The sequence below is a fragment of the Alicyclobacillus sp. ALC3 genome, assembly GCF_028751195.1.
In the GTDB taxonomy this organism is placed as follows: Bacteria; Bacillota; Bacilli; order Alicyclobacillales; family Alicyclobacillaceae; genus Alicyclobacillus_L.
Map to the genome: position 1 here is coordinate 385076 of NZ_CP066784.1, position 12439 is coordinate 397514.

General features: G+C 55.3%; 11 protein-coding genes. 6 read left to right on the forward strand and 5 right to left on the reverse strand.

The genetic code is table 11. The features are described from left to right. Positions 1-311 precede the first annotated feature (311 nt). Both JC200_RS01800 and JC200_RS01805 read left to right on the forward strand, forming a co-directional pair. A complete protein-coding gene (locus JC200_RS01800; RefSeq protein ID WP_274434472.1) occupies positions 312-2450 on the forward strand; it encodes a sigma 54-interacting transcriptional regulator in 2139 nt (712 codons plus the stop codon). A 125-nt stretch (positions 2451-2575) separates the two neighbouring features. Beyond that, positions 2576-3070, forward strand: coding sequence for a hypothetical protein (locus tag JC200_RS01805; RefSeq protein WP_274434473.1), 495 nt, complete (start codon positions 2576-2578; stop codon positions 3068-3070). A 72-nt stretch (positions 3071-3142) separates the two neighbouring features. On the opposite strand, the gene JC200_RS01810 is transcribed toward JC200_RS01805, so the two are convergent. Continuing rightward, a complete protein-coding gene (locus JC200_RS01810) occupies positions 3143-4879 on the reverse strand; it encodes a sigma 54-interacting transcriptional regulator (RefSeq protein ID WP_274434474.1) in 1737 nt (578 codons plus the stop codon). Between the two features lie 273 nt (positions 4880-5152). Between JC200_RS01810 and gabT the strand changes: the two genes are divergently transcribed. Next, positions 5153-6490, forward strand: a complete 1338-nt coding sequence (gabT, locus tag JC200_RS01815; protein ID WP_274434475.1) for a 4-aminobutyrate--2-oxoglutarate transaminase — start codon at positions 5153-5155, stop codon at positions 6488-6490. 82 nt (positions 6491-6572) lie between these two features. Then, complete coding sequence (locus tag JC200_RS01820; RefSeq protein WP_274434476.1) at positions 6573-7976, forward strand: aldehyde dehydrogenase family protein; 1404 nt, start codon at positions 6573-6575, stop codon at positions 7974-7976. A gap of 97 nt (positions 7977-8073) precedes the next feature. Here the strand turns inward: JC200_RS01820 and JC200_RS01825 are convergent, their stop codons facing one another. Then, positions 8074-8565 carry a hypothetical protein gene (locus JC200_RS01825; protein WP_274434477.1) on the reverse strand — a complete coding sequence of 164 codons (492 nt, stop codon included), beginning with the start codon at positions 8563-8565 and terminating at the stop codon, positions 8074-8076. A gap of 214 nt (positions 8566-8779) precedes the next feature. Between JC200_RS01825 and JC200_RS01830 the strand changes: the two genes are divergently transcribed. Then, complete coding sequence (locus tag JC200_RS01830) at positions 8780-9559, forward strand: cytochrome c oxidase assembly protein (protein ID WP_274434478.1); 780 nt, start codon at positions 8780-8782, stop codon at positions 9557-9559. After that, the gene (locus tag JC200_RS01835) at positions 9547-10503 is read left to right on the forward strand and encodes a hypothetical protein (RefSeq protein WP_274434479.1); all 957 of its coding nucleotides are present in this window, start codon (positions 9547-9549) and stop codon (positions 10501-10503) included. Before JC200_RS01830 ends, JC200_RS01835 begins: the two co-directional genes overlap by 13 nt. Here the strand turns inward: JC200_RS01835 and JC200_RS01840 are convergent. The 3 genes from JC200_RS01840 to JC200_RS01850 are packed head-to-tail and all read right to left on the reverse strand — an operon-like array spanning position 10484 to position 12432. Next, on the reverse strand, positions 10484-11134 hold the full coding sequence (locus JC200_RS01840) for a sulfocyanin-like copper-binding protein (RefSeq protein WP_274434480.1): 651 nt from the start codon (positions 11132-11134) through the stop codon (positions 10484-10486). The two genes, JC200_RS01835 and JC200_RS01840, sit on opposite strands and share 20 nt — an antisense overlap. Next, entirely contained in the window at positions 11121-12128 is a 1008-nt protein-coding gene (locus JC200_RS01845; RefSeq protein WP_274434481.1) for a hypothetical protein, read from the reverse strand. Before JC200_RS01845 ends, JC200_RS01840 begins: the two co-directional genes overlap by 14 nt. A gap of 4 nt (positions 12129-12132) precedes the next feature. After that, positions 12133-12432 (reverse strand): hypothetical protein, encoded by a 300-nt coding sequence (locus JC200_RS01850; protein WP_274434482.1) that lies wholly within the window; start codon positions 12430-12432, stop codon positions 12133-12135. Positions 12433-12439 lie beyond the last annotated feature (7 nt).

Below are 12439 nucleotides of genomic sequence, written 5' to 3' on the forward strand. Positions count from 1 at the left end.
CGCGGCCACTGCTCTCGCCGCCTGGAACTGAGTCGCGCCACGCTCAGACAGGTCAACGGCAGGTCACACGCCACTTTGGCAGCCAAAACCTCTGTGCAGCCCGACGCCTGCGCTGGACTGGCGAGAAACAACGTACGTGGTAGCAGAAAGCTTATATCCCTCCTCGAACCTCGACAGAAGCTGACAAACCTTTCTACCCTACAATGCCTAGCAATTCGCGTACCAATTCAAAAAGATTGAATTTTAGCTCTGTGTGTGATACTTTTATCTCGTAAAACTCATGCAAACCCGCATAGCCTATGTGTCTGTGCATGAAGGGAGCTCTCGCGTTGGCGCTGGCAGACGACCTGCAGACACCGATCGTCGTCACTTCGAACACTGACCTTGACGTCGTCAAAGCGCGGTTGAAGGCCGATGGCCCATCCTACGTGTTTCTCGATGTGAATGGGGAGTATGTGCCGGTCAAAAGCTTCGCTCTGCTGCTTCACCTGCAGGACCGGAGAGGGGACAATGGCCTCTGGGAAGCATTTGCGGACAGCGCTCCGCTGCCGGTTCTGCCGTTTGAACAACTAACTGCACGAGCCCTTGATGTGCTGTCGCAGGAGGTGACGCTGGTTCGCCGAGCAGGCGAACTAAAGTACATTCTTAGGGAAGACTTTTTCCTCAACACTGTTCTGGCATCAAACGGCGATGAACTGTCTTGGCTGCGCAACCTATTTACGTCTATCCCGCGCGGACTGATGATTGTCGACCTCAACTTCCGACTTGTGAACAGCAATGCAGAGGCGCATAGAATCTTGCGGATGGCACCACAAGACCTTGCCGACTCCCGCCTCAACGAAGTGCTCGGCAAGCAGTATTTCGAGTACGTGATGCGCACCCAAAACAACCTGCTGAACCAAGTTATCTACTCGTCGAATCAGGCCACGATGTTGATCGACTTCGTACCGCTCGTGAACAACCAAGTGATGACCGGCTATGCGTTGGTGTTGGCTGACTTGCCTTCGGCAGAAGCTATGGCGATGGAACTCGATTCCGTCAAGGAACTGAATGAGGACCTCAACGCCATTCTCTCGACCATTTACGATGAAATCGTGGTCGTCGACGGCTTGGGGCAAGTTCTTCGGGCAAGTGAAAACTACGTCGCCAGTCAGTGGGACCAGCCGCCGCCGACACTAATTGGAAAGACCCTGCCGAAATTCAAGCCACAAACGTCGATTATCAACCGTGTCATTCGTGAGGTGCAGAAGCACAAGCGGAAAGTATCGATGATGGACAGTTCGGCCGACGCTCAGGTTCTGACGGTCGGAAATCCCGTTTTCGCGAATAGCGGAAAACTGCAGAAGATTATCCTGGCATCCCGTGACCTGACGGAATTCTCACGCCTGCAGCGGGAGTTAGAGTCGACGCGGAAACAGCGTGAAACTTACAAACGCGAGCTTGAAGAGTTGCGCCAACGAGTCACGCAGGTCAACGGCTTGATGCCGATTTATTCAAGCCCTGTGATGCACGCTGTGATGCAGAAGGCCGAACGTGTCGCTCCGTTCTCAGCGACGGTTCTATTACAGGGCGAATCTGGGGTCGGCAAAGAAGTCATCGCGAGTGCGATTCACTCTCTTTCTGAACGCCGCGACGCACCGATGATCAAAATCAACTGCTCTGCCATCCCTGAGTCTCTGCTCGAGAGTGAACTATTTGGGTATGAAAAGGGCGCGTTTTCTGGCGCAAACCCGCACGGCAAAGCTGGGTTGTTCGTGAAAGCGGACAAGGGGACACTGTTCCTCGATGAAATTTCCGAAATCCCGCTTGCAATTCAAGCAAAGTTGTTGCGAGCGATTCAAGAGCGCGAGGTTTACCCGGTCGGTTCGACAGAGCCTGTTCGATTCGACACACGCATCGTTGCTGCAACCAATCAGTCACTCCCGGATTTAGTTGCGCAGGGGAAATTTCGCGAAGACCTGTTTTACCGTGTCAATGTCTTCCCAATTGACATCCCGCCGTTGCGCGAGCGCACGGAAGACATCGGGATTCTCGCCAACCACTTTCTCTATCAATTCAACAGCACCTACCAGCGTGACTTGCGCCTGACGAGTTCTGCGTTAGAACTGCTGGAAGCGTACGATTACCCGGGAAACGTTCGTGAACTGCAAAATCTTGTGCAGCGCATTGCCATCTCCGCAAACGAAGACGTAATCGATGCGAGCGTCGTCGAACAGATTCTCATGAAAGGTCCCGCCGCGGCGGATGGACAATCACCACGCAGGTTCTCGCAGGTGGTCCCGCTGAAGCAGGCGATCGAACAAGTGGAAGACGAACTGGTGAGCCTCGCGATGGAAAAGTATCACTCCAGCACCAAGGCAGCAAAGGCACTCGGCATTAACCAGTCGACCGTTAGTCGCAAATACCAGGCCATTCAACGCCGACGCATGCGTCAGACAGAAGCGAAATAAGATTGAAAACGAGGTCTCAACCCGCGGGTTCGGAACCGCGACTCAACAACTGGACCCCTCCGGTGAACACCTGGCATGGATATTGCTGAATTTTTGTAACAAAACCCACGAAAGGAGTCGGTCCCATGAGCCATCCGCTGAATCACGCCGAACTCGAAGCTCATCTGCGTCACATGATTGAACTGGAGAAACGGTCGGGGGACTTCCTCCTCGCATCCGTGATCCAAGACTCCCTGGTGTACAACCTGCATGGATACGTCAACCACCAGGAACTAAACCAAATCAGCCGCTTTGCATCTGAAATTGCCGTCAAGGCAGCTGTCGAAGCACTGCATCGCGACCCGTCCACGATTTTGCAGACTTGTCGCGGTGTGATGCACGCATTGGCGAATTTGGGCCTTGACCCGGTCGTCGCCGCCATTTCTGTAACCTTTGGGACCCTGCACTACCTCGCTGACACAGCCGATGAACTCGACGTAAACGCCATCGTCAAAGGTGTGTCTCGCGCTGCCGATGAACTCGGTGTCGGTACCGAAACCGTTCGCGCCTGCGAGCACCTCGTGTGGTGCCTGCGCAGTCCAGCACCGTCCACCGCCCCTATTCGCCCAGCCGTTGGTTAACCCATCCCGACAAGTGAGCGGCACTGCCTGGGCTACCCTGGCAGTGCCGCTTTATCCCTTCTGACATGGATTTTATCGCACCTGCAAACCAAACTTCTTCAACCTGCGAACAGCCGTAGCCTGGCTAACACCCAGTTGAGCGGCCACTTCATAGGTGCTGCGGCAGGTCTGTGCGGCAAGTTCATACGCTTCACGTTCCACCTGTTCGAGGGCTGCCGCCAGTTGCACTTCCCGCGGCGCTGTTGCGCCAGAATGCCCTAGCGATCGCCCACCGCTGTGGCCGTTTTGCTGCAGGCCCGGAGTGGCGAAGCCAGTCTCGGCATCCGTGCTGTCCGCAGGGTCAATAAGAGGTGTAATGTCAACGGCCCGCAACAAGCCCTGGTCTTGCTCCAAGTACAGACAAGCCCTTTCCAGTACGTTTTCCAACTCGCGGACGTTCCCTGGCCACGTGTGAGCCGACAGACTCGCCAGCGCATCAGGCGCTAGAGACATCGCTCCCAGACTGTATCGCTGTGAAAGCAGAGACACCAAGTGTGTGGCAAGTGGGGCAATGTCGTCAAGTCGCTCACGCAGCGGCGGAATCCGAAGGGAGATGACATTCAACCGGTAGTACAGGTCTGCGCGGAAGGTTCCTTGCCGGACCATTTGCATAAGGTCCCGGTTAGTGGCACAGACAACTCGCAGGTCGACAGCGATCGGGTACACCCCGCCAACTGGCGTGTACGTGTGCGTTTGAAGAAAGTCCAGCAGCTTTGCCTGCACCCCAAGCGGAAGTTCGCCGACTTCATTCAAAAACAGCGTGCCACCGTTCGCCGCGTCCACTTTACCGCGCTTTCCCTCTCGGTTTGCGCCCGTGAATGCGCCTTTGGCGTACCCGAATAACTCGCTGTCGAACAGCGTTTCCGGAATCGTCGCACAGTTGACTTCAATCAGCGGGCCCGATCGGCGCTCGCTCCAATCATGAACTGCTTTCGCAAGGCGATTCTTGCCGACACCGGTTTCTCCGAGAAGGAGCACCGTCGCATCTGTTTTGGCGGCGCGCTCAAGTTTTTGCAGCAAGGTGTGCATACAAACAGAAGTTGCGACGAACGACTGTGCCCCGTCTCCCGCTTCTAATCGTCGCCAAGGCTCTACGGCGGCCGGACCGCGCCGTCGTCCCTTGCTTCCCTGTTGTTCTGTCGGTACCGCTGTCGGCATGAGGCCGACGAGGTCGCGGACGTCAATTCCCGTTGAGATTACGCGCACAAGGCGACCGTCGTCGTCAAAGACAGGTGTGCCTGTAACGGCGATGCGGCGACCGTCGTACGCGGTTTGCAAAATCGTGGTGCGCTTTCTTTCACGCAGCACAATGGCAGTGACGGACGGGTAAAACAGCCGATTTGCCTCGAGTTCAAACACTGTTTTACCAATGATGTCGCGCGGGGACAAGTTGTAGAGAGTCTCCACGCGGTCGGTGACCCAGACGACTCGACCTTCGTGGTCAGACACAAACAGTTCGTCCGAAGTTTCATGCATCAGGCGCTCTAGTTCTTCCAGTTGCCCCTTCAGTCTTCGGTTCTCCTCTGCGAGTACGGGGTCTTGTGGTGGCAAGCACTCAAGGACAATCGCTGGTCGCTCTTCCGACTCCATCGCAGAGTGGATGCGATACGAATAGCAATCGGGGAGTTCGTCGTAGACATCCGGCCAACGACAGGTCGGCGACTCAACAGAGAGCAGACTGACTGCGGCGGCGTTCGCAAACACCAACTGGCCCTGGCGGTCAAACATCAAAACCGGAGTATCGAGTCGATCAAACACCGAGACATCCATTTTCGCAGCCTCCCATCGCAGTCCTGAGGACGTGCCTCTGGTTGTAACTGACCACCGAATCAAAACTGCATCACCGTAGCACGCTTCAAGTCAAAATTGAATCAGAAGCGGCACCGCCCGTCAAGATGAATAGTTTTAAGAGACTGAAAATCCACTAGTCACCTTAGCACTCACTGCGTCACGCATGGCACGTTTCTTGTTTATCAATTGATTGCCACGAACGATGGCAGAGCAGGCCGTCGGTTCGCGAACACTCGAGAGGGGGATTTCACCTTGTCTAGCGCACAGTCGCCTACCGAGGTGCAGCCAGCGAACTGGCTGGAACGCAGAAATCAGTTTGTGCCAAAAGGTGTATCCGTGCAGAACCCAATCTGCATCTCAAAGGCAGAGGGTGCCCGCATGTGGGACAGTGAAGGCCGCGAGTACCTCGACTTCGCAGGCGGCATTGGCTGCCTCAACGTCGGTAGCGCCAACCCGGAAGTCGTTGAGGCTGTGAAGGCTCAAGCAGAGCAGTTTTTCCACACCTGTATTCACGTAACGCTCAACGAACCGTATCTCCGGCTCGCTGAAGAGCTCTGCCGAATCACCCCCATTGCCGGCCCTCTTAAGGCCCTGCTAGCGAACAGCGGTGCCGAGGCCGTGGAAAATGCAATCAAAGTCGCGAAGAGTTACACTGGCAGAAAAGCAGTCATTGCCTTCGACTACGCATTCCATGGACGAACCACACTCGGCATGTCGCTGACGAGTAAAGTTCATCCCTACAAGGCTGGATTTGGGCCGTTTGTCCCAGAGATTTATCGGCTTCCGTACGCAAACTGCTACCGGTGTCCGTTTGGTCAGACGCCTGACGCTTGCAGCTACGAGTGTGTTGATGCAATGGTCAAAGCGTTCGACACCTATGTAGATGCGAACGACGTCGCAGCGGTCATCTTGGAACCCGTCCAAGGCGAAGGCGGCTTCATTGTTCCGCCGCCCGACTACCTGCCCCGTTTGCGAGAAGTCTGCAAGACCCGCGGAATCGTGTTTATCGTCGATGAGGTGCAGTCAGGTTTCGGTCGCACCGGGCGCATGTTCTCGACCGATCACTACGAAGGTCTCGATCCGGACATCATCGTGATGGCAAAGTCCATGGGGGCCGGACTACCGATCTCTGGAGTCGTGGGTAAAGCCGAGGTCATGGACAGCACGGAAGTCGGGGGGCTCGGGGGCACGTACGGTGGCAATCCGCTTGCGGCGGCGGCTGCGCTTAAGGTAATCGAGATTATGGAGCGCGACAACCTGTCTGCTCGAGCACAAGTCATGGGTGACCGGAGCCTAAATCACTTCCGTCAGTTGCAACAGGAGATTGAATGTATCGGGGATGTGCGCGGCCAAGGGGCCATGGTCGCCGTTGAGTTCGTCAAGGACCGAGTCACGAAGGAACCGTATCCGGAAGTCGTGGCGAAGGTCAGCAAAAAGTGTCTAGAAAAAGGCGTGATTACCGTCAAAGCAGGCGTCTACAACAACGTCCTGCGCCTGCTTGCACCGCTCGTGATCACGGATGAAGAACTGAACGAAGGGCTCAGCCGTTTTACAGAGGCGATCCGCGAATCCGTCGTTGAACTCGCGTAAATCGCAGTGAAGGCGTAGGGAGCGTCATGCCTGCTCACTCACGCTTGACAAAGTACAACAATACAGACAGGAGCGTTCTCGCATGAGTCTTTGGATTGCTGGCGAGTGGATTCAAACTCAGGACCAGTCGCCTGTAACAAACAAGTTCACCGGCGAGGTCATCGGTTACACGTCAAACGCCACGCGCGAACACATTCACACAGCAGTTACGGCGGCACAGCGTGCGATGAAGGAACACCCGCTCAGCACAGAGCAGCGCTACCAAATCCTGCTCGGCACGGCGAATCTCTTGCACAAGCACCAAGAGGAACTCGGCCTCTTGGTCGCCAAAGAGGGCGGCAAACCATACAAAGAAGCGTTTGCGGAAGTCGGCCGTGCGCAGCGCACATTCACGATCGCGGCTGAAGAAGCCAAGCGCATTCACGGAGAAATGGTGCCGATTTCGACCACAGACCCGGTTGGAAAGCTAGCGTTCACGTTGCGGACCCCGGTCGGCGTCGTGTGCGCCATCTCACCGTTCAACTTTCCAATTAATCTTGTGGCGCATAAAATTGCGCCAGCTATTGCCGCTGGCAACGCCTTCGTGCTCAAGCCAGCCAGCACGACGCCGCTCGTCGCAATCCGCTTGTGCCAACTTATGGAGGAAGCTGGTCTCCCGCGTGGGTACGGCAACCTGGTGACGGGCGGGGGGCGAACCGTTGGTGAGTGGCTGCTCGAAGAGGAAGGGTTCGCGTTCTACACCTTTACCGGTAGCCCAGGAGTCGGTAAACACCTCAAAGACAAAATCGGACTTCGCCGCTGCACCCTAGAGCTCGGCTCCAACAGCGCGACCATTGTCCACAACGACGCCGACGTGAAACACGCGGCAGTTCGCTGCGCTCGGACTGCGTTCAACAACGCCGGGCAAATCTGCATCTCTGTTCAGCGCATCTTCGTCCACGAGGATGTTTACGACACCTTTCTCAAGGAATTGGTTGCTGAAACCAAGCAGTTGAAGGTCGGCGATCCAACTGACCCGACGACAGACATCGGCCCCATGATTGACGTGCGTGAAGCTGAGCGAGCTGTCGCTTGGATTCAAGAAGCAGTCGATGCAGGCGCCAAGTTGCACCTAGGCGGCATCAGTGAGGGCGCTGTCGTGCAGCCAACCATTCTGACGGATGTGGACCTCGGGCAAAAGGTATGCTGCGAGGAAGCGTTTGCGCCGCTGGTCATTGTCAACCCTTACAAAGACATCGATGAAGCAATCGCGTTCGTCAACCAGTCAAAGTACGGGCTACAAGGGGGACTTTTCACCTCATCGCTCGACGTCATGTTGAAAGGCGCTCGAGAAATCCACGTCGGTGGCCTGATGGTCAATGAAACCTCAAACTACCGCAGCGATGAGATGCCGTATGGCGGTGTAAAGGAGAGCGGGATTGGCCGTGAAGGGCCAAGATATACGATTGAGGAGATGACGGAGATGAAGTTGGTGGTCATTCACTGATACCACTACACTGATTGACTGTAAGCGGTGGGCCTCCCCTAGGCGCGACTCGCGTCCAGCGGAGGCCCTTTTTAGCTCTAGTTTTGACACCTTTGCTTTAACTCTTTCGCATGTTAGCCTGTCCTACCTGTTGCATATGTGCGTGCTTGTGGAAATTATATCCATTTGTTGGAAACAGGGTCGACTTCACCAAGCCAGTTCCGGACAGCTCCGCGACACTCGCGATAATGCAGACAAAGGACAACGCGGCCATCACCAAGTGCGTAACCAACAGACGGTAACCGAGTCCCCGGCGTCGGGCATTGTAGAAAAAGTAAAAGTACAGGCCCGACAGAAAGGTCGCCAGAATGACAATCAGCGAAGCCCAGAGCACGATACCCGCATACGCGTGTGACGGGCCATAGTGCATCAACCACCGTGCAAACAAAACACAAAACAACACAACAGTAGCGGTCGCCCCCACGACGTGCAGCGTCACGAGGAGAAATGGGAAACGGGGTTTAATTCGGAAGGTAAAACCTCCGAACAGTATCAACCCCACCGCCGAGGTCGCAAGCGCGAGAAGAAATGTCCACTGCCACAAAGTCACCACGAATGCCCCCAGTTGACACAGCGATCTCGGTGTAAGGGGCTGCTCTTGACAGCTGCCTTCCGAGTCTAGTTTTTTTGTCCCCATCTATGGTAACATGAAAGAGGGTTCCGTGGCGCATTGACCGGAGCCCGGTTTAGCGATTGCCATGTTACGCCATCGTCGCGGACTCCCTCGGGAGGCCCTTTTGTTATTGGAGTAAAGGAGGCTCACTATGCCTGGCATATTTTCTACTGCCAATCTGATGGATATCATTAGTCCGCAAATCGCTGCAGTGGCGGCCGGGGTACTTGTCCTGTACTTACTGACCGCTTACGGGCCCCTCCGACGCTTTTACCGAAGTCCCGGGACGGTCACAAGTGGACAACTAGTCGCATTTGTTTCGGCTTGTGTGCTCTTGTACCTGTCGTTCGGCGGCCCCCTCGACTACGTGTCGGACAACTACCTGTTTTCTGTACACATGTTCGCCCATATGCTCGAAATCGTCGTCATGGCGCCCTTGTACATTGCCGGAACGCCAAATTGGATGGTTCAGCGCCTACTCGATTCTCGGTTTGTGCAACGCATGTCCGGCAATCAAACGCAGCCGATTATTACCGCCCTCATCTTTAACGGTGTCATCGCGATTTTTCATATCCCGGCCCTGTACGACTTCGCACTGCGGAATGAACCGTTTCACTTCTTCGAACACCTCTGTTTCTTCGCCGTCGCGCTTGTCTTGTGGCGGTCGCTCTGGGACCTCACCCCTGGCAAGAAGATGTTAGCGCTTCTGCTCAACTACAACCTTGGCATGCCGCTTGTCATCTTCATGATTGTAGCGCGCTCACCGTGGTACACGTTCTATGTCACACGCCCACGCATTTGGCCTTGGCTGACCCCGATTGCTGACCAACAGATTGGTGCCATCGTCATGGCGGTCATGATGATGGGCTCGTTCGCCATCGTCGGAGTCCGAGCCTATGCTAGACAGGATGAGTCAATATGGTACGCGTGATTGACAGTGTGGCCTTGAAAGACCAATCCGGTTATGGCTTCCTCCGTATCGGACTTGGCGTGATGTGGGTTGTCGATGCAATTCTCCAGTTGCAGCCTGGAATGTTTCAGACTGCGTTTTACGGCAATCTTCCAAACTCCGTCATGCCGTCATTGTTGCAACAAGTGTCGGAATCCACTGTGTCTTGGGCTGTGCCAGCCATCAAGTTCACACAGTTCATGTACGGGCAATCTCCCGTGCTGGTAAATCTGCTTGTTGTCGCCATTCAACTGACCCTCGCCTGCGGTCTGCTACTGCCTGTCGCCCCATCTCTCCAGCGACTGGCGGCCTTCGGAAGTGTTCTCTGGGGCGTTACAGTGTGGGTCTTCGGAGAGGGACTCGGGGGCACCTTCTCACTAGGGCACATGACATTTTACGGGGGATTTCCGGGGTCTGCCCTGTTATACGCGGTTGCAGGAGCATTTCTGTTGATGCGACAGCCCGATTGGGCGCAGGGGCGCTCGTCGAGGCGCCTCGTGTGGACGTTGACCGTGTACTTAGCTGCCTGTACTATCTTGCAACTCGTTCCTTTCAACCACCAATGGAACCGCGACACCCTGATGGGAATATTCGCCAACAGTGGTTTTCAGCCTCAACCTGCAGTACTCTCCGACCCGGTCATGGCCTTCTCCCTCTGGATCGCTGCACGGCCCGTGTCAGCCAACCTCCTGCTCTCTCTACTGCTCGCAGCGGCCACGATTACCATGGCACTTTGGCCTAAAGCACCGCAGGCACTTCGCGCAGCGTTGTACGTGTGGCTGTTTTTCAGCTGGTGGTTTGGCATGAACTTCGGCTACATCTTTTCGGGGCTCAGTACGGATCCAAACACAGCCCCCATACTGGCCCTGTTGGCGGGGACGGCCATGAAGGGACTCGTACCACCGTCTAAGCGGTCACATGCTTGACCTTCACTACAGGCGAACTGCTGTTTGCTACCACTCTAAACCACATCCAAGTACCTGACCCGGCAGTCGGAGCAGACCACAGCAGATAGGTCCCAGCCTTATCTGCAAGAAAGCTGAACGACTGTGATTGATTCAAACCAATCCCTTGATACGGCAATGCTGTCGCAGCTCCCTGGAGCGCAGCAGACGCATGCTTCCCAGACACAAGTGCACTCGGTTTTACAACCATCAAACTACCTGGGACGAGGCCGTTTTTGTTCGTGAACTTGACCGTCACGTGCCACCCCACAGGAACGTCGATATCGGCGAACCCGTGACTGTACCCGTTCAAAGATAGATTATTCGCGTTTAAACTGACCAATAACGTCACGGTCTTCGTGGCTACGTTCGTCTGCAGCCACGAAGTCGAAAGACGGGTGTTCGTCACATAGTCATTCACCACATACCGTGGCGGCGTGTTGGCGTCGATATTCACGGTTCCTGACGAACCTAGTGAACTCCCGCCAGATGGAAAAATCCCGCACCCACTCACTAGCGCCATAACTGCAACGGAAGTCGTCAGTCCATAGGCAGCGCGTTTCCAACCCGGACGCGCGACGCACGTCGTTCTCAATCGTTTAAACTGATTCATGAGAAACCCCTTCACTTACGGCCCGCGACCACTCTGCAGCTGGTCGCGCTAGCCAACTGAGTACGACCACAAACGGGGCTGTGCCAAGCGCAAAGGCAGTTCCACCACCCAATCCAAACCCTTCAGCAAAGGCCCAGATTGCGAGGGAGAGAATTACAGACCCGCCCCAGAACCATGAGTGTCGCAGCCAAATTACCCCGATAGCAATCACCAGAGATAAGACACCAAACACTAGCGACGAAATCACAGCTCCGTGGCTCAACCCAGTGAATACGGAAGCAACCATACTAGCAAGTGGTCCCGGCAACGCCTGTTGCGCCCGTTTTGCGAGTAAGGTGTACCCTTCCCCTGACCAAAAGTGGTTGGACGGAAGCCATTCAAACAACGTGAAAAGAAGCCAGTAAGCACCCAAGCTGAGAGTGGAAAACATGCGGTAGTTTGCTTTTTGGAAGATGAGCGGCAGTGAGCAGACCGCTACCAACAACCCAGTTCCCGGTGAACCGCCGAGAAAGCTTGGCTCTTTGCCAAGAAAGTGCCCCATCCCTTGCAAGAGTAGCCACACACCTAGACTGTAAACGAGCAACACCACAGAGGTAATCCTCACAGCGAATGACTCGGGGAACGACAACAACACCCCTGCAAACGTCAACTCAATCACAATCGACCAAATATTTAGCCAGAGGGCATGCGCAACCCACCAGTGCGCAACCCCCGGAAGCATTCCAACTGATACGAGCTGTCCCACACTGACAAACAACATACGTGGCCGAATCTGCCAGATGGCAGCCAGCGTCAAGAGCCCAATCAACCCCCACCGAAGCCACTCCAAATCTGGACGCAACCTCGGCTTGCGGGGCTTGGGCTCTTGTGCTGGTTCGTCTGATAACACCGCCGACAACTTGTTCATACCAAGCAACATGAACACTTTAAAGACAATCAAAAAGACAATACCGCCGACGAACTCCATCAAATCCAGGTAATACGTATGAATCATACCGTCACGCCCCCTTAGCTGGTTCGTGGTTCGAAAACCCAATGAGGGCACCGACCAAGAAGCAGCTTCCCGCTCCTTCCCACAGGATTCCATCGGGAATAGTACCCAGTATCGCGGCAGCGAGCAACAACCACGGCGCGAACCGCCAGCGCAGCAATAGCAGCGCGCCAGAAACTACCCCTAGCGCAGAAAAGCCCAAGGTCAACCACACTTGCACAGCGTGCTCGGAAACTTGAAACGTCCCAGATATGACGCCGAGACCGGCGCCGACCAGCGTGATCACAAATGCAACCCAGCGCATCATCACGTAT

Excerpts from the sequence above, each read along its gene's own strand:
- JC200_RS01800 (WP_274434472.1), top strand. The coding sequence starts at position 312 with ATGAAGGGAGCTCTCGCGTTGGCGCTGGCAGACGACCTGCAGACACCG.
- JC200_RS01835 (WP_274434479.1), top strand. The coding sequence starts at position 9,547 with ATGGTACGCGTGATTGACAGTGTGGCCTTGAAAGACCAATCCGGTTAT.
- JC200_RS01810 (WP_274434474.1), bottom strand. The coding sequence starts at position 4,879 with ATGGATGTCTCGGTGTTTGATCGACTCGATACTCCGGTTTTGATGTTT.
- JC200_RS01805 (WP_274434473.1), top strand. The coding sequence starts at position 2,576 with ATGAGCCATCCGCTGAATCACGCCGAACTCGAAGCTCATCTGCGTCAC.
- JC200_RS01830 (WP_274434478.1), top strand. The coding sequence starts at position 8,780 with ATGCCTGGCATATTTTCTACTGCCAATCTGATGGATATCATTAGTCCG.
- JC200_RS01845 (WP_274434481.1), bottom strand. The coding sequence starts at position 12,128 with ATGATTCATACGTATTACCTGGATTTGATGGAGTTCGTCGGCGGTATT.
- JC200_RS01820 (WP_274434476.1), top strand. The coding sequence starts at position 6,573 with ATGAGTCTTTGGATTGCTGGCGAGTGGATTCAAACTCAGGACCAGTCG.
- JC200_RS01840 (WP_274434480.1), bottom strand. The coding sequence starts at position 11,134 with ATGAATCAGTTTAAACGATTGAGAACGACGTGCGTCGCGCGTCCGGGT.
- JC200_RS01850 (WP_274434482.1), bottom strand. The coding sequence starts at position 12,432 with ATGATGCGCTGGGTTGCATTTGTGATCACGCTGGTCGGCGCCGGTCTC.